This is a genomic window from Bradyrhizobium sp. RDI18 (genome assembly GCF_043203335.1).
GTDB lineage: Bacteria > Pseudomonadota > Alphaproteobacteria > Rhizobiales > Xanthobacteraceae > Bradyrhizobium > Bradyrhizobium retamae.
In genome coordinates this window covers 24,907-46,413 of record NZ_JBICRN010000002.1, presented here as the reverse complement: position 1 = coordinate 46,413, position 21,507 = coordinate 24,907, and the positions used below count along the sequence as shown (strand labels likewise).

The window sequence follows — 21,507 nt, the reverse complement described above, 5'->3', positions numbered from 1 at the left end:
GAGGACTAAACCGCTCGCGCGGTAGGACGCTGCGGCAGACGCCACGGCGAAGCAATAGGCGACAAGGCATCCGGACGAGCGGGGCAATTGCCCGTTGCGCGCGATGATCCCATGATTGAAGACGTGCTACTCTTGAGTTCGTGGCGGAGCACCAACCATTGCACAAGAGCCAACTCGAACCCCGGGCACTCTCGATCGCGATTGTGCGCACTGTCGCGCTAATTGCACCCAGTCCAGGATCTCGATGCAAGCAGAATTACAAATGCGGTGATGCTCTTGACGAGCAGCTCGAAACAGTTTCGGCTCACATAGCTCCGGGCTTTCCAGGTCGCGAGAGATTAGTTTGCCTCCGCGATCCAAACATCGGTGAACTCACGTCTAGATTGTGTGGTGTGTTATTTTTGCTACGGCCAAGCCATTGAAAGTACGGATGCCACGGAACATTAAATCCCCATGGGCGATCTTCCTGATCGTCTGAAGGTTGTTTGCGGGTGCGCCGCGACTTAGCTCGCGCACGCGGCACCATCCTACGTCCCCCCAGCGCGGTTTCCTCCTTTGGAGGCTTTCGGACGCCGGCCGCCGAACTCGCGGCGCCGTCCTTCAAGCGGCCGGCATCCGAAACCCTTCACACACCCGGACATCACTCAATTATCGCGTGCTGTCATCAAGTTGACTAACGAGACGTTGAACCCAAGTTCGCCCAGCTAGACCTACTCTCAAAGGGGATCAAAGGCAGGCGATCCGCGAACATGAGCTTTGTGAGGAGCCAACCTAAGCTGCTGAGGTGCCTGATCAAAATGATCCGAGCACAAAAGGAGACTGCAATGTTCCGCCTCCTCGTTAGTCTTGCCGCAGCCTCGTGTATTTTGGTCGAGGTCACCGCCGCCCATGCAGACGACATAAAGCGCGTCTCTGCGAACGGGACTGAGCTTTCCTACGTGGAAGTTGGCCAGGGCGAACCGGTCATATTTGTTCACGGCGGCCTTCAGGATTACCGCATGTGGCTGGCGCATCTTCCAAAATTCGCCGAGCGCTACCGCGCAATAGCCTACAGCCGCCGCAACCACTTTCCAGGCGAGGCAAGCCCCGAGGGGACGCCGTATGGAGCCGCGGATGCGCATGCCGAGGATCTTGCCGTTTTTGTACGGGTCTTAGGCTTGTCAAAAAGTGGCCGTCGTTGCGCATTTCGTCGGGCGCGCATACCGCGCTGTTTTTTGCCGCCGCACATCCAGAAATGGTGGTCAGCCTGATGCTGAATGAACCGCCCGCGACCGGACCTTTGGCCGCATCCCTGGTACCGCCGATATGTTGAAGAGTGTCGGCATGGCGCCGGCGAGAGAAGTTCAAGGCAGGCGACGCCGGCGCTGGGATACCGCTGTTCGTGAACGCAGTCGCCGGCCCGGGCGGTTATGAACGTCGCTCCGATGCCGACAAAAAGATGAACTGGACAATGCGGCATCCCATCAGGCCGATGCAACGACGAAGCGCCTGAGGCCGGTTTTCACGTGCGATATGGCCAAGGCGATCGTTGCGCCGAGTATTATCCAACGGAGAGTCCAAAATTTTTCCATTTAATTGTCGACCAGTTAGAGGTATGCCTGCCAAATCGCGAGAGGATTGTCACGCCAAAGTTCGCATACCGTGCCTGCCGAAGCTCCTGACGCTTACGATCAGGCTGTCCCCGCCGTTTCTGAGCAAACATTGACGCCGGTCTGCGTTGGGTCAAATTCGGAAGTCCGGGTGTCTTCAACTCGGCACTCCGCTTGACCCCTCAAGAACAGACATCATCAGTCGGGTCCATCCATCAGGTCCGAAAAGTGCCAGGAGCGGGCATTCAGTTCACCGCGCGGATGGCTAGCTCCGCCTGCGGGCCCTGCGGCGGCTCAGATTGTTGCCGGATTGGTATCGTACTTGGATATTCGCGATGAGCCTGCCAGCGGCGAGCGGCTGCAAGTCCGCCTCCAGTGCGTCAGCAATCTCCTGGCATAGACCTCCCGGTCGTCCACACAGAAATGTAAAGGATCTCAAATACTTTTCCTTCTTCGCCGGATTTTCGATCGTCGCCTTTGTCCACCGGTAGAGCGGATAGTTTTCGACGCCGTGCTCTTCGGCTGCGGCGACATACTCCGCAAAGGGCGTCGAACTGGCATTTCAGCGCAGCGCGATGCTCGGCGAGTGATATCGAACAGCGGCGCCAGTGCCGGAACACGGAGTTTTCGGCGTACCGATTCCGCCGTGGCAGAATCACCAGATCGAACCGAATCGGTACTGCCACTTGAGAAGTCACGCTAGTCTCGCATTCTGTCGCACCTCGTTTAATGCCCCTTTCCGACGCAAGGCGCTACCGCTTCCTCACGAGCAGGTCCGGCACGCGTGTGTCAAGAGCTGGCCGTAATGAACGAACGAAGATCGATCACGATTCGTTGGTAGGGCTACCGCTGGGATGCCTTATTGAAGTCCGGTTTCGCCCTCAATTGCGGTCATTGGCGCAGCGCGGTGAACGACGCGAAGGGCCAAAAGCCGAAGTAAGGCCAGAATTGCAAAATGTCGGACTCCGGTGGAGCCAACTCAACACGAGCGGCTCTTCCGGAAAGCCCGAAAAATCACTACCGTATGCCTTAAATTTTGTGCTTCGTCTGGCTCTCTCGGTTGAGAGGCGCAACTATGCTTCGAACCAACAATCTCAAGGTGCTTATCGCCGGCGGCGGCATCGGTGGCCTCACGACCCTGTTGGCGGTGCGGCCTCGCGGCATCGATGCTCAGGCTTTTCCGAGCAGACCGAAGCGTTCCGCCAAGTCGGGGCCGGCATCCAGCTCAAGCAACGCCACCCGCATCCTGCGCGCGCTCGGACTCGGCGAGGCCTTGGCGCGCGTCTGCGTGTATCCGGAAGGACGACTATCGCGCCTGGGATGATGGGGACCGCCTCTATTATACCCCGCTGGGCGCACGTGCGGAGGCACAGTTCGGCGCGCCGTACTATCACGCCCACCGCGCCGATCTGCTCGACGTTCTGCTCGGTGGGATCGCTAATAAAGGCTTCAGGCTCTATGCGCGCGTCGAGGGATTGCGCAGACCGCCCGGACCAGGTCACCGTCAGGCTGGCGGACGGCACAAAGCTCGCGGGCGACGTATTGATCGGCGCCGGACGGCATCCACTCGACGGTGCGCGGGCAGCTTTTCGGGAAGGAACTGCCCCGCTACACAGGAACATGTCGCCCTGGCGTGGGCTGGTGCCGGCCGAGCGGGTGGCTCATCTCGACCTCGGCCGCGTCACCGGCGTCTGGATGGGGCCGAACCGTAGCATCGTGCAGTATTTCGTGGCAGCCGGACGCACGTTCAACTGGATCGGCATCAGCCGCTCAGAGCAGCCGGCGCGTGAATCCTGGCTCGCCGAAGGGCGAATCGAGGATGCGCTCGCCGGTGCATTCGGGCTGGAATAGGACCGGTTCGCTCCATTATCGCCGCGACGCCGCGCGTGCTGCGGCAAGCTCTGTACGACCGCGAGCTGCTGGACTGGCAGGTCGGACGTGTCGTGCTGCTGGGCGATGCCGCGCGATCCGTTCTGGCCCAGGGCGCCGCTCAGAGCATCGAGGATGCTTACGTGCTGGCGGGCTGCTGGCGGCGAACCCGGCCGAACCGGAGGCCGCGTTACAACGCTACGTGCAGCTTCGTCAGCCGCGCACCGCATGGATGCAGGGATTTACCGCGCCGCGGAGGAGGAACTTTATCAGATGACCGATGCGGCTGCATCGCGCCCCGCAACGCCCGCATGCGGACCAATCGCAGCCCCGGAGTCCGGCAAGCTCCCGCTCGAGCAAATGCGACTCTATGGCTACGATGCCGAGGCGGTGCTGCGGGGAGGCGCGGGTACGGCATGACCGATCTTTCTCATCGCTTGGTCCTTTCGGACTTCCGGCTTTGTTCAATGTCCTCGTCGCGTCAACGACAGATTTCGCGGAGCACCACGTCCGGCACGCAGTAGTGTTGATGTTAGCACTTCAGCACCAATCCTTTTTGACCGTCTCAGAGTGACCGTTGCTAAGAATCTATATCATTGCGGCCTTGAGCATCTGCGCTCAAATAGTGTCCGTGTTTCTCAAAGTTTGAGCACGTAATGCTTAAGCAATGGGCGGGCCTACTTATCTCCAGGGCTTTGTTATGCGGCTACGCGGCGTTCGCCGTCCCACATCAAACTGACATCATATAGGGGTTTGACTGTTCCGATGAACTGCGACGGGATAAAGGTGCGCGTAGAATGCACGTTCAAGCCAGGAGAGATCCGATGTGCGCGGGTGACGACAAGAACCGTCTGGAATTCGAATTGCATCATCGTTCAAGGAAACGCTCGATCGGGAACGCCGGTCGTTCGAGGTTCAGCCGCGCCGGAGGCGCGGCGGCGATGACCGCGGGCGCTTCTTGTGACGCCGCAAGATGGCGGCTGCCGCCTGTGAGGAACCAACCAGCCAAAGCGGGCTCTCATCATTTTGCTCGGTGAACGCCGACACAGTGCATTGGGGCTATTTCAGCAAGAAGTTGAAACCGCAGGTCGAGATCGATTCCGGCGACCGCCATCACCATTGAGGCATTAACCCACCATGCCAACGACGACGCCGAGCGCATGGTGAAGGGCGATCCCGGCGCCGAGAGCGTGTTCCTGTGGACCAAGGAGAAGAAGGGCGTCAACCGACGCGGCGCAGGACCGATGGATGCGTCGCTGTTCGGGCGTGGTGCAGGTGAAGGCCTTGGCGTACACATCTGCACTGGCCCGGTCTACGTACGCGGCGCCCAGGAAGGTGATGTGATCGAGTTGCGCATAATCGACGTCGCGCCCCGGCCTTGCGCCAATCCGCAGTATCCCGGGAAGGCTTTCGGCAGCAACGCGGCCGCATGGTGGGGTTTCCACTACAAGGACTTGTTGACCGAGCCTAAACCGCGCGAAGTGATCACGATCTACGAGGTTGACGCGTCTGGCGAGCGCAACTGGGCGAAGGCCGTGTACAATTTCCGATGGACTCCACAGACCGATCCTTCGGGGTGGTGCACAAAACCATCGACTATCCCGGCGTTCCAGTCGATCACTCCACGATCAAGGAGAACCACGGCATCCTGAAGAATGTGCGCATTCCGATACGTCCGCATTTCGGCGTTATCGGCCTGGCGCCAAAAGAAGCCGATATCGTCGACTCAATTCCGCCAAGCTATACCGGCGGCAACATCGACAATTGGCGGATCGGCAAGGGCGCCACGATGTATTATCCGGTCGCGGTCGAAGGCGGCCTGCTGTCTGCTGGCGACCCGCACGCTTCGCAGGGAGATTCCGAGCTGTGCGGCACGGCCATCGAAAGCTCGCTGAATGGCACCTTCCAGATCATTCTGCACAAGAAAGCCGATCTCGTTGGGACGGCTCTCGAGGCTCTCGACTATCCGATGCTGGAAACCAGGGATGAGTGGCTGGTGCACGGCTTCAGCTTCGCCAATTATCTCAGCGAATTGGGAGACAAGGCGCAATCGGACATTTACTCGAAATCGTCCGTTGACCTTGCTTTGCGCGATGCGTTTCGGAAGATGCGCAAATTTTTGATGACAACCAAGAAGCTGACCGAGGATGAGGCGATCTCTTTGATTACGATTGGCGTCGACTTCGGCATCACCCAAGTGGTAGATGGAAATTGGGGCGTTCACGCGGTTATCAAGAAGGATATCTTCGCTGGCGGCGAGGCCTGATCAGTAACACTGACACGGGCGGCTTTGGGAGCTGGCCGCTTCGCGCTGCATCTCGGGGCAACCGCGCTAGGTTCGCTTCGGTCAGTCGCTATAAGGTGTTTGCCGCCAGGCCATAGGCGAAGTCCGCTTCGGACAGCGGCCCGTCTCAATGTAACCCCTGACGCGTGCTTCTCGTGCTCCGTAACTCGGCCGAGGAGTATGGTCATGCAGGATCTTAACCTCCCTCAGGAGAATTTTGCGCGCCATTATTTGGCGCGTTGGTGCTAGGCCACGTACTCGACTTCTGTTTATGTTGGCGACGGCGGATCGGTCCGGGAGTTGCCGATGCACTTCGAGAGTGACCTCAACTCCTGTGAAGGTTGGCGTCCAGATGATGAAGTGCGCTCAGATAGGCTAAAATCGCATCTTAGGGACGAGACAGGGGAGCCCTGATCTCCGGCCAAGTCCTCCGAGTCAATCGCGTTACTTGGCCATCGGCCGACCACTTCCGGTCTTTCCTTGTAAACGGACTTCTGTCGGAGTTTGTGCGGAGCATGTCTCAATAGAGCCATTAAGAGACAACGCCTTGGCAGTCATATGACCCAGGGGACACATCTTGCATGCATGTTAATCCAGCTGGACTTTCGTCCACTCGGAGCGCTTGAGCGACAGGGACACCAGGCTTGACCCAAACTACCTCGTGGCCGCCTCCGTCGGGGTCAGTGAAGTTAAGAAGGAGGAGCGAGCCCATGTCTGTAACGGCTCCATCGCTTACGCCCTCGGCAACGAGGCGACGCCGTACTTCCCGGAACGCCTCCTCGCTTGCGGCATTGAGCGCAAAGTGGTCGAGACGCCCGCGCTTGAACATGGGCTGGTGGCCAGGAGGTTCAATTCCAGGGACCTGAAATGGGCAGGACATTGTGCGGACCCACTGATGAAGGCGTGGCGCAGCCCCTCCTCCTCGAGATCGACCGTGACGCGCGCTCCGAAGATACGTTCGTAGAAACAGATCAATCGGTTCATGTCGGCGGTGATAAACGTCAGGTGATGTATGTCGTTGAGCAACTGCATGTCTACCTCCGTGGCTTTCATAACAATGAGCGACGACGCGCGCCTGCTCATTATTGAAGTGCCACTACCAGCGGGATTTAGCTCATGCAATGGATTTGGTGTTTTTCGTCCTCCTTGGCGGGCGAACCCGAACAATACGCCGCCGTGTGAACGGGCGCGCTTCGAAGCTCGTGAACGATATCGACGGGGTCAGATGTCACTATTCTGGAAGCAGTGCCTGTCTGAGAGCTCAACCTGAGCCTTGGTGTCAGCTCGGGGTCATTCGCATCGGTTTGGCCGGACATGGCGACTTCCGGTCTACACCGGTGAACGGACATTCTCAGGATAGGCGGGTATCTCAAAGGTGCCAACAGCGGACATCGTCGCCTCAATCGATACGTCGTCGGCAGAGTCGCGACAGTTAGCGCCATTCGATCCCGTATACGTCAACAGGCTGCAGGAAGCCTTTGAGATGGCACGGACCAATGTTTGTGACATGCAAGCGATCCCGGATGCGATCCTGAACGGCACTTGACACAAGAATGGCATCGGGCTCGGCCAACTGACAAAACAGCAGCCAGTTGAACGGTCGCACCAAAAAAGGTCGTTGCTGTCCGCAATCATTTCCGACGTCATCAACACCTGCACTCACAGCTTCTCCGTTTGCCAGATTGAAGGCTTCAAACGCTTGCTGGATGGAGCGGGCGGCATTGCACGGAGGCGGCCGCGTCGGCGAAGGATGCCATGGATGCCGTCGCCAGTGTGCTTCACCACATGCCCACCCTTGTCCTTCAATGCGGTGCGAACCAGCGCGTCATGCCCCCGAACCATCCTTTCTACAGATCGAGCATCGCCAAGACGCTCTGTCATGCTGGTAGAGCCAACGATGTCGCGCAACATAATGCCCCGCAGGGTCTAATCTACCCAGACGTTGTTTGCCTTGCCGCTCGGTTCCGGATCAGACACTCTCCCTAGAAATGCCTGTACGGCTGCGAGGCCCACTTCGATCACGTCTCCCGCCACCTTGCTGTGAGCTTCGCCGCGAACCTGCATCGCAGTTTGGATATCCGGTGCGTCAATGAGACAGAAGCCCAGGCCGCGCGATTCATCAAACCAATACGTCAACCCCCTCCCCCCGTATTGATCTTGCACTTCCAGGTGGGGTCGATGCGCCTCGGCGATATCGGAAGCTGTCAGGCCTGAGAGATCGTGTCGGTCGAGGAAAATTGGCACTGGTGTTGCTCCACCGTTTCTTCTGACGGACTCGATTGAAATCTGCACCAGCATGGCGTTTCGGCCGAAAGCGACATTTAACGTAACAGCTAAAGCTTTGAAGTGCAGTTTGAGCCGGGCAATTCCTGTGCCCTGATGTCCGCTTTCGCCAAATAATCGGTTTGACTGCGCACCGACTTTCCCCTGCAATTTCGTCAACGGACATCGAGGCGCGGCCCGGGAAGCAGCGACGCCGTTTAGCTATCGGTAGGCTGAGGACTGGCGTAACTCGACGAGGATAGCCAAATCCATGACCGACTTGCCCTGTCTGAGGGCCATAGCAGTTGCGTACTGGGCGACCGGTAGCATTCAAGCGCAGCAGTGTAGTTTGAAACCGATTACGACTGCCCGTGAGCGAGGCTTTCCTCAGGAGCCTTCCGACTTTCTCCGCGGGTCAGAAAGCGCCTCCTCATTTGCGGAACGCCTTCGCTTTTCGGCGATGCACGCTTTGTATCCTTCGGGGTCATTTACATCCGCGAACGCCCAGTAGCCCTTGGTCATATCGGTTCTCCCACTAGCGATTGTAACCCAGCTAACAAGGCGGCCCATGTCCGAGGGAGTGGGTCAGACCTGAAGTCAGGCGACGAATCACGACTTCCGCTCATCTCCCAACAACACTCATTCCTGCATCCGGTTGTGACGTCCGCGATAACCGGACCTTTGTTTTCACCATTTCTATCGGCACTCGCGACGAGCGCAGGAGGTACGGAAAGCCCTAGCTCTGGCTGTCTTGAGGCGATGGACGACTGGATTTGTTACCTGGTAGAACGGGATCTCACAGGCTTTGTCCCCGGAGAATTGCGGCGATAGTCGGCGACGCGCTTATACTAATTCGATCAGGTCGAAGGAGTAGGCCATCAAGCCCCCGGCCCCCCTCGACGGGGGGCAAAAATGCCGGAAGCTTCGCGTCGCCGACCAACTTAGCGATCAACGTGCTGTTTTGATCGACCTCAGGCAGATCGACGACCATGACTGCATTTGCACCGTCGCGGGAGAAGCTCTCGATCGCCGCCCGATAGTCTGCTTCGCTGGCACCAAATTCCACTAACGACACCGCGAGAGGGAGGCCTGCCGTTTCAGCCGCTGCGCGGATTGCGGGACCTGAGACTGGCCCATTCCATGACAATCGAAGAGCGAGACAGCCAAGTTTCGACATCGTCGGAATTATCTCGCGCAACAGTGCAATCCGTTTTCCATGAATGGATGGACCGGCGCGAGCCTTAACTCCCGTGAAATTACCCGGGTGAGCCAGACCGGCGATCAAGACATAACAAAGGGTCGCGTTATCACGACAATCGGTATACGCGATGTCAGCTTTTGAAAATCAATGCGCCAGAGGCCAACGACGAAGATAACATCCGGGTTGCGCCAACGATTTCCGTCGCCAGGGCTTGTGGTCCAGCCGTGTTTTGCTCTCGGCCAACGTTCGACCTTGAGGTTTTGTCCGTCGATCTGCCCCGGGGCAACAACGCTGAATAGAGCCGGGAAACCTGCTTTCGCTATGCTCATGCAAGTCCGCGCTCATTGTGATGGGCTGAAGATAGCAAGACGCTTGCGATTGGTGCCTGTTGTGTTGCCGCCGCGAGCGGCCATACGACCGCCGCACCGCCAAGAAGACTGATGAAATCGCGCCGTCAGCGTAGCCGGCAGGCGTCAGCAGGACCACGCTAAATCCAGGTCGAAGCGTACCACATCTCGGCATGAGAGTCCGGGGGTGTTGAGGCGCAAGATGTCGAGTGGCGATCCGCTATCTGCATTGCGCCGCGACCGCAAAGGCTCAACTCCTGACCTATGCACCGCAGCAAACTACGCCCTCATTGATCACGCGTCGACGCAGCTAACGCATGCGACGCGAGGTGGAGCGCTGTCCAGAGACCCCACATTACGAAGCCTCGGGCCGAGTATGGCTTCGAGATTGATTGCTGCCGCACTCGCCGCGGGCAACATCGCCGTGCTGCCAAGGAATGAGATGAATCCACTTCGTCACATGCGCCCTCCCTCGAGGACCGCGCCTGTGGCACAGAGCTTAGCAGCTTGGTGGTTGGCCGCCAGGGGTTGTAGCTTTCGGTAACTCTGAGCTGGGCGAGCAACCTCGGGTTCCGTCACCGCCTGCGGCTCCCGGTCCGCAAGAGCTGAGACAAGCTTCAGCATTGCTGCTAGATGGAGCAATGAGCATCTCCTCCACCGGACACGCCACGAGGCCGACGCTAGCAGAATCGCCGGTAGCGAGCGCGGGGTTGGCAGCGGTATCATCCGACGCACGGCAGCGCTATCATCCGACGCACGGAACCCGCGGCGGGCTCTTCATCAAGTACGTTGCGCTGTTTGTTGCCGTGGTTGGCGTCGCGCTGCGCAGCGGCAACGGAAGCTTCGAGTTTCTTCTTCTATTACCGCGAGCACAAGGCCTCTCGGATCGGATTCAGCAGGAACGGCGGTGGCTGCGGCGGCCGAGATCAGCCGGTTCATCAAGGAAATCGAGAGCCAGCTCGGATGGACCACCCAATTACCGTGGTCGGCGGATTCAATCGAACAAGCCGCTTTGACGCGCTGCGATTGCAGCGTCAGGTGCCGGCGATCACCGAACTCGCGCTGGTGGATTCTTGCCGGCGGAGCGGCTGCGCGTCTCGCGCTTGGCCATGAATGTGATCGACAGTGGCCTTGACCTTTCAAAGGAGCCGAAATTCACCGAGGCCGTCGCCCACAAGGTCTACTACGGGCCGGTCTACTTCCGCAGGGAATCCGAGCTCTATATGACGCTGGCGGTGGCCGGCACCGGCAGGGACGCCGGCGTCAGCATCGCCGAGGTCGACTTGAAGCTGATCTGGGACGTGGTGTCCCAGATCAAGGTTGGCGAGCACGGCCGCGCTTGTGTCGTTGCCATCGAGGCCGGCTTCGGGGTGCGCATCCCGACATCAGCCTTGCCCTGCGCACCTTGCGCGACATGTCCAAAGCGCGCAGGTGCAGGCGGCGCAAGCTGCAGGCAGGCGGGCGGCTGGGCCGACGAGCTGCAGGGCGCCCGCAACATCCAGGGCCAAGAGGTGTTGACCGCATCGGCGCCGATCTTTCCGCTCGGTTGGACCATGTTTGTCGAGCTGCCGGTCGAGGAAGCCTATGCCCCGCTCTACACCGCCTTGCAGCGGCTAGCGTTCGTGCTGCTTGCGCAATCAGTGCTCTGCTGTGCTTGCGGGAATCCTGCTGGCGCGACGCATGGTCGGCCTGATCCAGGCGCTGCGCGCGGGCGCCGCACGCATCGGCGCCGGCGATCTCGGCCAGCGCATCTCAATCAAGACTGGCGACGAACTGGAGAGCCTCGCTGACCAGTTCAACGAAATGGGCGCGCGGCTGCAGGAATCTTATGCCGACCTGGAAAACAAGGTCGAGCAGCGGACCGCAGAATTGTGTCCCTGCAGCAGCAGACGGCGACCGCGGAAGTGCTCAAGGTAATCAGCCGGTCGGCCTTTGACCTGCAGACGGTGCTCGATACGCTGGTCGAATCTGCCGTACGGCTGTGCGAAGCCGATTCCGCGCTTATCTCCAGCCTTGAGGAGCAGTTTATCGGGTGGTAGCGTCCTTTTCCTTTGCGCCTGAATACAACGCGCTCATTCGTGAGGTCGCGTTTTGCCCGTTGGGCGGAGCGTGACCGGACGGGTTGCATCTGACGGACAGGTCGTCCACATCGCCGACATCGCTTCCGACGAGGAATACTCCATAACCGAGACGGTGACGTTGGAAAAAACTCGCAACTCGGCGTGCCTCTACTGCGCGAGGGGGTCGTGGTCGGTACGATCAATCTCGACGTCATGCGGGTGCAACCCTTTACTGACAGGACCTCGAGCTGGCTTGACTTTCGCCGACCAGGCCGTGATCGCGATCGAGAATGTTCGGGCTGCTCGATGAGCTTCAGGCGCGAACGGAGGAGCTCGGGCGCTCGGTCCAGGAGCTGAAAGCGCTCGGCGACGTCACGCAGGCGGTGAACTCGACGCTCGATCTCGAAACCGTGCTTGCGACCATCGTCGCCAAGGCGGTGCAGCTCTCGGCACTACGCTGGGCGCTGAGCCTACGTGTTCGACGAGGCGCAACAGCACCCGGCCGAGCGCCACCTACGGAATGGACGGCGCTGATTGCAGCGATCCGCGACCACCTGATCGGCGCCGGTGAGAGCTGATGCAGCAGGCCGTTTCGGTTCGCGGACCCCTGCAGGTCCCCGACCTGCGTCAGGAGCCCTCCTCGCCGGCGCTGGAGCTCCTCCTCCTGCAAGCCGGCTATCGATCGCTGCTGGTTGTGCCGCGTTGTACCAGCCGCGACACCATCGTCGGCGCCCTGGTGGTGTACGGCGGCGCGACACCGCAGCCGTTCGCGGCTGGCAAGATCGACCTCCTGCAGACCTTCGCGGCCCATACCGTGCTCGCGATCCGTGAACGCCAGGCTGTTCCATGAGATCGAGGACAAGAGCCGGCAGCTCGAGATTGCGAGCAAGCACAAATCGCAGTTCCTTCGCCAACATGAAATCACGAGCTGCGCACGCCACTCAATGCCATCCTCGGCTACACCGAGCTGATCCTGGACAACATCTATGGTGACATGCCCGACAAGATGCGAGCGGTGCTCGAGCGCGTTCAGAGCAACGGCAAGCACCTTCTTGGTCTGATCAACGACGTCCTTGATCTGTCCAAGATCGAGGCGGGTCAGCTCACCCTGTCGCTGACCGACTACTCACTTAGAGACATCGTACGACGCCGTGGTCGTCGCGGTCGAATCGCTCGCGACCGAAAAGGATATGGCGCTCGATGTTGAAGTCGCCCTCGATTCGCCCATTGGCCGCGGCGATGAGCGTCGCCGCAGTTGCTGCTCAACCTTGTCGGCAATGCCATCAAGTTCTTGACCGGGGCTCGGTATCGATCAAGGCTTCGCGGCAGCGGATGCCACGCGTTTACGGTCGCTGTTCGTGATACCGGGCCCGGAATCCCAGCAGACCATCAAGCGAAGATCTTCGAGGAGTTTGCGCAGGCCGACACATCCTCGACCCGCAAGTTGGCGGACGGGGCTCGGCCTGTCGATTGCCAAGGACCATCGAACTGCACCAAGGCGAAGCCTGGGTGGACTCGCCCCTGGCGAGGGCGCGACATTTTCTTGCGGTTCCGGTGCGAGTCGAGCAACAGGCGAGGCAACCATGACCAAGCGCGCATCCTGGTGATCGAAGATCAGGGTGTACAACCGGCGCATCCTAGCGGGATTTGCTTCGAGCGTCGGCTACGAGCTGATCGAAGCCGAAAATGGCGAGGACGGCGTTGCGCCGCCGCCGCGGAGAGCGGCCCGATCTCATCCTGATGGATATACAGCTGCTGCTTTCTGGACGGCTACGAGGCGACGCGTCGGATCAAGGCTCAATCGGCACTCTCCGCAACCCCCATTATCGCGGTGACCTCCTACGCCCTGAGCGAGACGAGGACAAGGCGCGGGCTGCGGCTGCGAGAGCTATGTCACCAAGCCCTTTAGTCCGCGTGAGCCAAGCCCGCCAAGATCCGGGAATATGTGCCCTAACGAGCCGAGCTCCGATGCACCATCCTCCCCGCATTCTAATCGTCGACGACAGCGAGGCGTTCCTTGGATTCTCAGCGCACGGCTGGCGCCACACGGCTATGAGCTCATGCAAGCGGCCGACGGAGAGGAAGCGCTTGCTGCCGCGAGAGAAAGGGGCTTGTTTCCGATCTGGATCCTGCTCGACGTCATGATGCCCAAGATCGACGGCATCGAGGTCTGCCGCCGGCTCAAGCAGGATGCCGAGCTGCCGTTCATGCCCATCATTCTGGCCCCCGCCAGGCCCGATACCAGGGATGTCGTCACAGGGCTCGAGGCCGGGGCCGACGAATATCTGACCAAGCCGATCGATCAGTCCGCGCTGGTAGCGCGTGTGAAGTCGGTCCTGCGCCTCAAGGAACTTCATGACAGGTGCAAGGTCAGGGGTGCACGAACTCGCCGACTGGAACCGCACGCTCGAGCAGCGCGTCACGGAGCAAGTCGCCGAGATCGAACGCATGGGCCGGCTCAAGAGCTTCCTGGCGCCGCAGATTGCCGAGATCGTTCTGCTCTCGGGCGAAGAGCCCTGGACAGCCACCGCCGAGATGCCACCGTGTTGTTCTGGGTGCGTGGGGGTTCACGGCGCCTTTGCGGAGAGGTCTTCGAGCCGGAGGAGGTATTGGGGCGGTTCTGCGCGAGTACCACGCGGACCTCGGTGGGCTCATCCACGAGTTCGAAGGCACGCTGCACCGCTTTGCCGGCGATGGCATCATGGTCTTGTTCAATGATCCGCTGCCGTGTGTCGATCCTGCGCTTCGCGCCGTTCGGCTCGCCGTCGCGATGCGCGACCACGCTGCCGCGCTTGCAGCCAACTGGCGCAAGTTAGGTCACGAACTCGCCCTCTGGGGTAGGCATCGCCCACGGCTACGCCACGCTCGGCCGCATCGGTTGCGAGGGCCGGTACGACTATTCGGCCACCGGCTCGGTCGTCAATCTCGCCGCGCGACTGTGCGCCGAGGCGAAAAATGGACAGATCCTGATCGACAGCAAGGTGTTCGCGGCGATCGAGGAGCTTTTAGAGACCGAGCCCGTCGGCGGGCTCGCAGCTCAAGGGCCTTCACCGTCCGATCCAAGCCTTCAATGCGAATGTGCGCACTTCAGCCGTAACGAACATCCAAGACTTTGTCGATTGAATCTCCAGACCGGTCGCAATTGTGTCGCTACGCCGATCTGAATCCCATAGCCTATGCCGCGCCACTTTCATGCTCCGGTGGTTCCTTTGGAGGCTTGCGGACGCCGGCGCCGTGTGTGCGGCACCACCGTCATGGGGCCGGCATCCGCAAACCTTCACAAACCCGGAAGTGCCGAACTCATTCGATCACCTCGTCGGCGCGGACGAGTAATGAGGGCGGCATGGTGAGGCCGAGCGCTTTGGCCGTCTTCATATTGATGATTAACTCGAATTTGGTTGGCTGCTGTACCGGTAGATCGGCAGGCTTGGCGCCCTTGAGGATCTTATCGACGTAGCCGGCTGCACGACGGAACAGATCGGATATATCGGCCGTAGACCGACAATCCGCCGCCTTTGGCGGAGTGTCGGAAGAAGTAGTTTGCCGGCAGATGATACTTCGCCGCGAGCGCGATAACTCGCGGAGCCTCGACCCAGGTCAGAACATCGCCAACATCAACTATGGCATCGACGTGCTGAGCGGCGGCCGAGGCAAAGGCGACGTCGAGTTCCTCGGCCGTGGTGGCCTCAACTATCGGCAGAGCCATGCTCAGCTTGCGGGCTGTGCGGGACAGGTACTCCTCGGCTAATGTCAGCCTGTGCATTGGATTGCCCGGATTGACCAGGAGCGCAATTTTCGAGGCGCCAGGAACCAGTTCCCGGAGGATTTCTATACGTTTCCCGAGGAAGTCTTCAGGTACGACGGTCGTAAGACCCGTTATATTGCCACCTGGTCGCGATAGACTTTGCACGAGGCGGAAGCCCAGCAGGATCGCCGGCCATACAGGCGCACAATCGGAATGGTGGCAGTTGCCGATTTCAGGGCTGCGGTTGCCTGCGGTCCCGCGACGATGAGCGCATCCAGGGCTGAGAGCAATCAGGTCGGCGACTGAAGCTGGCAGTCGATCCGGGGGTTGGAAAAACGATACTCGATAATCAGGATTTCTGCATTCTATCCAGCCGTAGTTTTGCAGTCCATCAAGCAACGCACTCCCGGTTTGATTGATGGCCTGCCGCTCCCATCACCTGCAACCGCCCGAAAGCCAAACCGACGGCGTGTCTCCTGCGCCCACGAACGCCGTGGCGAAACGAGCAGCGCCGCATATGCCTATGAACTCCCGCCGCTTCATTCAATCCTCATCACCGGCAGGGGCGGGTGAGTATCAGGTTTCGATGGTCGTCGCACTCCAGTGCGCGTGTTTTGCGTCGCAAGCACGGCGCGGCGCATAACAGCTATGGGTCCATTTCCGGACCTTGGCGGATGGAGTAGGCGACGTCCGCTTAACACCGACGAACAGACATCATTGAGCGCGAACATCAGGTCGGAAAAAGTGCCGCCGGATGCGGACTCATGCGTTGCACGGTAATCACCCGCATTCAATCACTTCGGCGCGGCCAGTAATGAAGGCGGTACCGTAAGCCCCGAGGACCTTAGCGGTTTTGAGATTGATAACAAGTTCGAATTTCACAGGTTGCTCGATAGGCAAATCTGCCGGCTTCTCCCACGTTCAAGACCTTTTTTGCACATGCCCGCCAGACGTTTGGCCTCAAAATCCGACTCGGCCCAGGACAGCAACGACCGCTGTCTGCGAATTCCCGCCACGACGTAATCACCGGAAGACGACGCTCTTGGCCGTGTTGTGCGATTTTAGCGGCAATACTGTCATAGGCGCGACGAGATGACGAGCAGGCCACGGCGCCACTTGCACCCACCCCCTGCAGCGCTGCATCGAGATCGGCGATCTTGTTTATCGGGTGCGTCGTTAGCCTTGGCGCAGAGATCGGCCCGCGCCGTGCAAAAGTCACTTCGTCATCGAAATGCTGCGGATTGAATATCACCGCAACCTTCCTGACGTTGGCGCCACTTCCTTGAGCAGTTCCATCCGCTTTCGCCATTTCATCCGTAAGAAACGTGATCCCAGAAGCTCTTGCTTGGTCGAGCAAGAGACACGGCAATTCCCGACCGGATAGGGCTATCATTAACGCCACTGACGATGGGTATAAGCAATATTTACTGCTGCCTCAAACAGTGGCTTGATAACATCGCCGCCAACAGCGAGCAGGAGGTTCGGCCTTTGCGCGACCAGTTCGGTGGCCAATTCCGCAAGTCGATCCGGCATACCGTTGGCATAGCGGAAGACGATTTCGATGTTGCGGCCATCGAGAAGTCCGGCCTGTGCGAGTGCGTCCTTCAACGACTGATCGACTGGTCCCAATTTCTTGGCGTCGCCAAATACTAACCACCCAATCCGAGGCAGCGATTTCTGCGCACGCACGGCAAGCGGCCAAGCTGCCACCATACCGCCAAGAACTACTACGAACTCGCGCCGCTGCATCCGGACACGCTCATTTAGTTCATCTCAAAATCTAATCTAACACCTTGCGAATGAGCGGCGAACCAAAAATGGCAAGCAAACGCATCAAACGGTATCAGGGCTTGATGTCTCAGATGGGTCAAAGTGCCGTTTTGACGCTCTGCCAGCCACTTCCGGTCGGCCCCTAACAGCGGACCTCGTCAACCGGCCCGGTTGGTCCGCTGAGTGCCAACACCGGACCTTTGCCTGTTCACTCAATTACCTTATCGGCACTCACGAGGGGCCCAGGAGGTACGGAAAGCCCCAGCTGCTTGGCTGTCTTGAGGTTGATGGACAACTCCAATTTGGTTAGGTGGTAGAACGGGAAGTCGCCAGGCTTTGCTCCTCGGTAAATTAACCGATGTTATTGGCGGCGCGCTTAAGCACCTCGATCGAATCGAAGAAATAGGCCATTAAGCCGCCGGCTTCGACAGGTTCAGCATTTGTGAAAAATCGCCAAAAAAAACGCTTCGCCGACCAACCTTGAAATCAAAAGGCCCTTTGATGAGTCTCGAGCAGATCGACGACCATGACTGCATTACGCAATTTAACGGCAGATACTCTCGATCGCCGCCCGATAGTCTGCTTCGCTGGGAGCAAATTCCAGTAAAGATACCGCGAGAGAAAGCCACCCATTTCAGCAGCTGCGCAGGGCGCCAGACTTTTTCCCCCCCATTCCATTGAGATCGAAAAGGCGAGACAGCCAAGTTTCGACATCGTCGGAACCATCTCGCCTAACAGTGCAATCCGTTTTCCATGAATGGACAGACCGGCGTCGATACTGGCTCCCGTGAAATTGCCGCCCGGGTGAGCCAGACTTTCGGCGATCCCTTGCTTAACAGGATGCGGTAGTAATCGCCACAATCGGAATACCAATCTTAGCTTTTTGAAGATGACTGCGCCAGGACCAAACACGTGGACGACATCCGGGTTGCTCCGGACGATTTCCGTCGCCAGCGCTTCAGGCCCGGACGCATTTTGCTCTCGGCCATAACTTTCGACCTTGAGAGGTTGTGTCCCTCGATCCATCTAAACCGCCGAAGGTCGGCGAAAAGGCTCAGTACTTTTTGCTTTCGCTATACTCATGCAAGTCAGCGCTTGGCTTCTGATAGGCTGAAGATAGCAAGACGCTTGCTATTGGCGCTCTGCTGTGCCGCCGCAACGAGCAGCCACGCGATCGCCGCACGGCCAAAAAGACTGATAAAATCGCGCCGTCTCATGCAGCCCTCAAGAAGAGCTCCGGAACTTCGCCCCCTCAAAGTTGAAGCATATACCACATCACGCAGCATAGGAGTCCGGGGAGTTGAGGCGCAAGATGTCGAGCGCGGCGACAACAGCATTCTGCGTTGCGCCATGACCGCTAAGGGTCAATCGCGTCAGTTTGGCGATTTCCGAGCCACTTCCGCTTTACCCTCATAGCCGACGTTCGCTGCGAGGATCGGCAGGTCCGAAAGGTGTGCCAAAACCGGAAGTGACAAGCCTTATTCGATCACCTCGTCAGCACCGGCGAGAACGGACGCCGAATCTGATACCGAGCAGTTTCGCTGTCTTGAGATTAATGAGAAGCAGGAATTTGGTGGGCTGCTCAATAGGAAGCTCGGCCGGTTTAGCGCCTTTGAGAGATTCGATCGACATAGTAGGCGCCGCGCCGCGCCAAGGCCGCGGTCAGGCCGAAAGAAAGTAATCCACCGGCTTCCACCTCTTCTCGGGAGCCCGCCAAGTAGATCGACGGCAGCCTAGCTTGCGCCGCAAGTTCGGACACGCGGCTCGTTGGGGAGTTCAGCATCGGGTCACCCGCTATGTATAAAGCTTTCCGCCCCTCGGGCTTTAGCGGCGGCAATTGCGCCAGGAATTTCCTCAGCCTTCCGCATCTCGATAATGTCGAGCTGAAAGCCGAGCTGGTCGGCCGCAGAGTAGGTAAACTCTTGGGAAAGCCAGCCGATGGATGTCGTTTGAAGGATTGATGAGAAAGCTGCCACGCGCTTCGCTTGTGGCCAGAGTTCCCCGAAGAAAGCCAAAGGGCCTTCCCGCCGAAACCGCCCGGAACCAGCGTGGCGACACCAGTCAGATTTCCGCCAGGGCGAGCCAGGCTTGACGCAAAGATCCCAGCCGACCGGATCGGCGACGAAGAGCATCACAATTGGTATCTCGGAGGTCGCGTTCTTAGCGGCGCGCACGGGCTGGTAAAGCGAAGGCGACCAAGAGATCAGGTTTCGATCGCACAAGATCGGCGGCAAGCGCCGGTAGCTGATCGAAGCGACCACCCGCACCCTTACGCTCGATAACGATGGTGCTACCCTCGACCCAGCCAGCCTGGCTCGTCCAAAAAAAGCGTCATTAATGTTGCCGCTGCACGAGTGGAGTGCACAGCATTCCTCGGCGCTGCCCAGGTTTCGGCAGCCGACGCGAAAACAAGCACAACTCGAGAAAGGATCAGAACCGTGGCGGCAGATCGTCTCATTCGATCACCGTGTCTTTTCGTACAGGAAAGTCCCGCGCTCGCGAGGCCGTGCGCCTTGGCCCCGAGAAGTCTAAATTATGCAGCGCCCACCGGCGGATCACACCGTCCGTGCTGGATAATCTACGACCTGATGACCCGAAAACTTTCGCTCTTCCCCGAAAGCGGACTCAAGTCGGTCATTGGGCCATGCCCGAGACGTGCCAATTTCAGACCGTGCTTCGCGACGAAGAGCCCCTATTCGATCACTTGGTCCGCTCGCGCGACAAGGACGGGTGGAAGATCGAGCCCAATTGCTTTCGCCCCCTCAAGGTTGACGATCAGTTCAAATCGGCGAGGCCGCTGGATCGGCAGGCCTCTTAGACTAGAACCCTGCAAAATTCTTGTCGACCTTAGCGACCGCATTCTGCACAAGCTCTCGATTTGTGGGTCCGTAAAACAGATGCAGATCGAGCGGCGCGGCGAAGGATGTCCGAACATCAACATCGGCGATAGTGGGCAGGCCTTTGCCCATGGCAAGGCATCACGACCGACCTCGCCTTCTCGCTTAAAAAGAGGTCAGTGGGGCGCCGCCTGGTTTCACTCCGTCGATCTCGGCGAGCGCAGCCTGTGGCTGATCGGAGTTCGCGACCTCGACGATGGGAAGCTCCAGGTTAAGCGAGCGTGGCGCGCTATTGAGCTCAGCGTAGGCTGGCTCGATCTCCTCTTAGGAAACGTGGTATGACGTAACTCCACAAGGCGGCGACTCGTTTGATGCCCGGCTTGGCCTCGCGGAGCAAGGTTTAACATCTTGCCCCAGACCCCCGTCTCCGTATAGATCGCGTTGCCTGTGACATTCCTTCCGGCTTCTGGCGAGGCCGTCAGCCGCGCCAGCCTCGACCGGGTATCCAGAACCCAGCATCACAATAGGAATTGACCCCGTTGCGCGTTGCAGAGCGAGCGCGTAGGCGGTTGTGGTAGTGAAAACGAGGTCTGACTTGTTCTCTACCACGCGCTGTGCGGCTTCATCTAATGAGCCGCGGCTTCCCAGCTCTTTCCCTGACTGCACAATGACGAAGTCCCGCCCCTCGATCCAGCCGAGGACGCATTTCTGCCCGCCAGGCTTCGAGCGTTGCCGGGTGGAGATCTGGCAGGAAGGTGATCCGTCTGCGAGCTTTGTTGGTATTCTGCGCGTGAGCGACAAACGGGGCTGCGAAAGTTCACCCGCGAAAAGCGCAATAACGTCTCGTCGCTTCATGCCTGCCTCGAGGATCAGAATGCGGCAGAGTATCAACCTAGACCCGATACTTGGAAGACTTTGGGACCGGTCCGGTGCGATACCCCAGGGGTGCCCAATGTCTCAGTTGGGTCAATTGCGCCATTCTGACTGGGTGCCGACGACTTCCGGTCTACCCCGATAAGCAGACAATTTCAAAGTCCGTCCGCATTCCTTTCAAAGGAAGTGCCAGGAACGGACCTGGCACCGCAGGAATTGTCGTTGTTGCTGTTCGATCCCTCGTCGGCGCGGCCGAGCAGCGCAAGTGGAATGTCGAGGCCGAGAGCGTTAGCGGTCTTGAGGTTGATACTCAGGGTACTGTCCGTCGCCTACTCGACGGGAAGCTCCGCCGGACGCGCGCCTTTGAGGATGCGATCAACACAGCCCGCGGCGCGTTGCCATAGCTTGAAAGGTTGGTCGAGTACGACATTAGTCCCCCTCGCCGGACCGAGTCCGGTGAATGGATAGATCGCCGGCAAGCGCCGCTCTGGGGTGAGCGCGATCAGCCGGGGGATGAGGGGTAACAGAGATGGATCGTCGGTGACGATGAGGCCGTCGAGGCCCGTCTGCCAGAGCGGGCAAGCTGTTCTCGATGTCCGCCAGCCGCACCGAGCGCTGTCAGCTCGAGACCGAGCGCGGGTGCCGCTGCACAAGTTCGACTTGGATTTAG

22 protein-coding genes and 3 pseudogenes are annotated in these 21,507 nt (G+C 59.2%); 14 read left to right on the top strand and 11 right to left on the bottom strand.

From position 1 onward, the window contains the following. Positions 1 to 824 precede the first annotated feature (824 nt). The 5 genes and pseudogenes from ACFXS9_RS00585 to ACFXS9_RS00565 all read left to right on the top strand — a co-directional run bounded on the left by ACFXS9_RS00585 (position 825) and on the right by ACFXS9_RS00565 (position 5,724). Positions 825 to 1,250 (top strand): alpha/beta fold hydrolase, encoded by a 426-nt coding sequence (locus tag ACFXS9_RS00585; RefSeq protein ID WP_392683936.1) that lies wholly within the window; start codon positions 825 to 827, stop codon positions 1,248 to 1,250. Positions 1,251 to 2,664: 1,414 nt separating this feature from the next. Further along, positions 2,665 to 2,913 carry a hypothetical protein gene (locus ACFXS9_RS00580; RefSeq protein ID WP_392683933.1) on the top strand — a complete coding sequence of 83 codons (249 nt, stop codon included), beginning with the start codon at positions 2,665 to 2,667 and terminating at the stop codon, positions 2,911 to 2,913. Positions 2,914 to 3,047: 134 nt separating this feature from the next. Then, the gene (locus ACFXS9_RS00575; RefSeq protein WP_392683930.1) at positions 3,048 to 3,440 is read left to right on the top strand and encodes a hypothetical protein; all 393 of its coding nucleotides are present in this window, start codon (positions 3,048 to 3,050) and stop codon (positions 3,438 to 3,440) included. 246 nt (positions 3,441 to 3,686) lie between these two features. After that, positions 3,687 to 3,878, top strand: coding sequence for a hypothetical protein (locus tag ACFXS9_RS00570; protein ID WP_392683927.1), 192 nt, complete (start codon positions 3,687 to 3,689; stop codon positions 3,876 to 3,878). Between the two features lie 404 nt (positions 3,879 to 4,282). Continuing rightward, a pseudogene (locus ACFXS9_RS00565) lies at positions 4,283 to 5,724 on the top strand (acetamidase/formamidase family protein). A gap of 750 nt (positions 5,725 to 6,474) precedes the next feature. Here ACFXS9_RS00565 and ACFXS9_RS00560 read toward each other — a convergent pair. The 3 genes and pseudogenes from ACFXS9_RS00560 to ACFXS9_RS00550 all read right to left on the bottom strand — a co-directional run bounded on the left by ACFXS9_RS00560 (position 6,475) and on the right by ACFXS9_RS00550 (position 9,534). After that, the gene (locus ACFXS9_RS00560; protein WP_392683924.1) at positions 6,475 to 6,774 is read right to left on the bottom strand and encodes a VOC family protein; all 300 of its coding nucleotides are present in this window, start codon (positions 6,772 to 6,774) and stop codon (positions 6,475 to 6,477) included. 400 nt (positions 6,775 to 7,174) lie between these two features. Beyond that, positions 7,175 to 7,986 (bottom strand): annotated as a pseudogene (locus ACFXS9_RS00555) (nickel-binding protein). Between the two features lie 1,299 nt (positions 7,987 to 9,285). Continuing rightward, positions 9,286 to 9,534, bottom strand: a complete 249-nt coding sequence (locus tag ACFXS9_RS00550; RefSeq protein WP_392683922.1) for a hypothetical protein — start codon at positions 9,532 to 9,534, stop codon at positions 9,286 to 9,288. A gap of 1,127 nt (positions 9,535 to 10,661) precedes the next feature. Between ACFXS9_RS00550 and ACFXS9_RS00545 the strand changes: the two genes are divergently transcribed. From ACFXS9_RS00545 to ACFXS9_RS00510, 8 genes and pseudogenes are all read left to right on the top strand, one after another. Further along, positions 10,662 to 11,342 carry a hypothetical protein gene (locus ACFXS9_RS00545; protein ID WP_392683960.1) on the top strand — a complete coding sequence of 227 codons (681 nt, stop codon included), beginning with the start codon at positions 10,662 to 10,664 and terminating at the stop codon, positions 11,340 to 11,342. Further along, a complete protein-coding gene (locus tag ACFXS9_RS00540) occupies positions 11,233 to 11,469 on the top strand; it encodes a HAMP domain-containing protein (protein WP_392683951.1) in 237 nt (78 codons plus the stop codon). The genes ACFXS9_RS00545 and ACFXS9_RS00540 overlap by 110 nt, the downstream gene beginning before the upstream one ends. Then, on the top strand, positions 11,424 to 11,591 hold the full coding sequence (locus ACFXS9_RS00535; RefSeq protein WP_392683957.1) for a hypothetical protein: 168 nt from the start codon (positions 11,424 to 11,426) through the stop codon (positions 11,589 to 11,591). The genes ACFXS9_RS00540 and ACFXS9_RS00535 overlap by 46 nt, the downstream gene beginning before the upstream one ends. Before the next feature lie 311 nt (positions 11,592 to 11,902). Next, positions 11,903 to 12,190 (top strand): hypothetical protein, encoded by a 288-nt coding sequence (locus ACFXS9_RS00530; RefSeq protein ID WP_392683919.1) that lies wholly within the window; start codon positions 11,903 to 11,905, stop codon positions 12,188 to 12,190. Further along, entirely contained in the window at positions 12,190 to 12,462 is a 273-nt protein-coding gene (locus tag ACFXS9_RS00525; RefSeq protein WP_392683916.1) for a GAF domain-containing protein, read from the top strand. Before ACFXS9_RS00530 ends, ACFXS9_RS00525 begins: the two co-directional genes overlap by 1 nt. Positions 12,463 to 12,540: 78 nt before the next feature. Further along, the gene (locus ACFXS9_RS00520; protein WP_392683948.1) at positions 12,541 to 12,819 is read left to right on the top strand and encodes a sensor histidine kinase; all 279 of its coding nucleotides are present in this window, start codon (positions 12,541 to 12,543) and stop codon (positions 12,817 to 12,819) included. Between the two features lie 48 nt (positions 12,820 to 12,867). Beyond that, entirely contained in the window at positions 12,868 to 13,353 is a 486-nt protein-coding gene (locus tag ACFXS9_RS00515) for an ATP-binding protein (RefSeq protein ID WP_392683913.1), read from the top strand. A gap of 202 nt (positions 13,354 to 13,555) precedes the next feature. Next, positions 13,556 to 13,882 (top strand): annotated as a pseudogene (locus tag ACFXS9_RS00510) (response regulator); the annotation flags it as partial. Positions 13,883 to 13,982: 100 nt separating this feature from the next. Here ACFXS9_RS00510 and ACFXS9_RS00505 read toward each other — a convergent pair. The 8 genes from ACFXS9_RS00505 to ACFXS9_RS00470 all read right to left on the bottom strand — a co-directional run bounded on the left by ACFXS9_RS00505 (position 13,983) and on the right by ACFXS9_RS00470 (position 19,388). Next, on the bottom strand, positions 13,983 to 14,183 hold the full coding sequence (locus ACFXS9_RS00505; RefSeq protein ID WP_392683954.1) for a hypothetical protein: 201 nt from the start codon (positions 14,181 to 14,183) through the stop codon (positions 13,983 to 13,985). Between the two features lie 729 nt (positions 14,184 to 14,912). Then, positions 14,913 to 15,056 carry an ABC transporter substrate binding protein gene (locus ACFXS9_RS00500; RefSeq protein ID WP_392683945.1) on the bottom strand — a complete coding sequence of 48 codons (144 nt, stop codon included), beginning with the start codon at positions 15,054 to 15,056 and terminating at the stop codon, positions 14,913 to 14,915. 1 nt (position 15,057) lies between these two features. After that, the gene (locus ACFXS9_RS00495) at positions 15,058 to 15,756 is read right to left on the bottom strand and encodes an ABC transporter substrate binding protein (RefSeq protein WP_392683910.1); all 699 of its coding nucleotides are present in this window, start codon (positions 15,754 to 15,756) and stop codon (positions 15,058 to 15,060) included. A 445-nt stretch (positions 15,757 to 16,201) separates the two neighbouring features. After that, positions 16,202 to 16,714, bottom strand: coding sequence for a hypothetical protein (locus ACFXS9_RS00490; protein WP_392683908.1), 513 nt, complete (start codon positions 16,712 to 16,714; stop codon positions 16,202 to 16,204). A 35-nt stretch (positions 16,715 to 16,749) separates the two neighbouring features. Beyond that, positions 16,750 to 17,106: a hypothetical protein gene (locus ACFXS9_RS00485; RefSeq protein WP_392683906.1), complete on the bottom strand. Its 357-nt coding sequence runs from the start codon at positions 17,104 to 17,106 to the stop codon at positions 16,750 to 16,752. 507 nt (positions 17,107 to 17,613) lie between these two features. Further along, on the bottom strand, positions 17,614 to 18,153 hold the full coding sequence (locus tag ACFXS9_RS00480) for a hypothetical protein (protein WP_392683903.1): 540 nt from the start codon (positions 18,151 to 18,153) through the stop codon (positions 17,614 to 17,616). 62 nt (positions 18,154 to 18,215) lie between these two features. Further along, positions 18,216 to 18,344: a hypothetical protein gene (locus ACFXS9_RS00475; protein WP_392683901.1), complete on the bottom strand. Its 129-nt coding sequence runs from the start codon at positions 18,342 to 18,344 to the stop codon at positions 18,216 to 18,218. A gap of 570 nt (positions 18,345 to 18,914) precedes the next feature. Next, on the bottom strand, positions 18,915 to 19,388 hold the full coding sequence (locus ACFXS9_RS00470) for a hypothetical protein (protein ID WP_392683898.1): 474 nt from the start codon (positions 19,386 to 19,388) through the stop codon (positions 18,915 to 18,917). A 636-nt stretch (positions 19,389 to 20,024) separates the two neighbouring features. Here ACFXS9_RS00470 and ACFXS9_RS00465 point away from each other — a divergent pair. Then, positions 20,025 to 20,306: a hypothetical protein gene (locus tag ACFXS9_RS00465; protein ID WP_392683895.1), complete on the top strand. Its 282-nt coding sequence runs from the start codon at positions 20,025 to 20,027 to the stop codon at positions 20,304 to 20,306. The last annotated feature ends 1,201 nt before the right edge of the window (positions 20,307 to 21,507 follow it).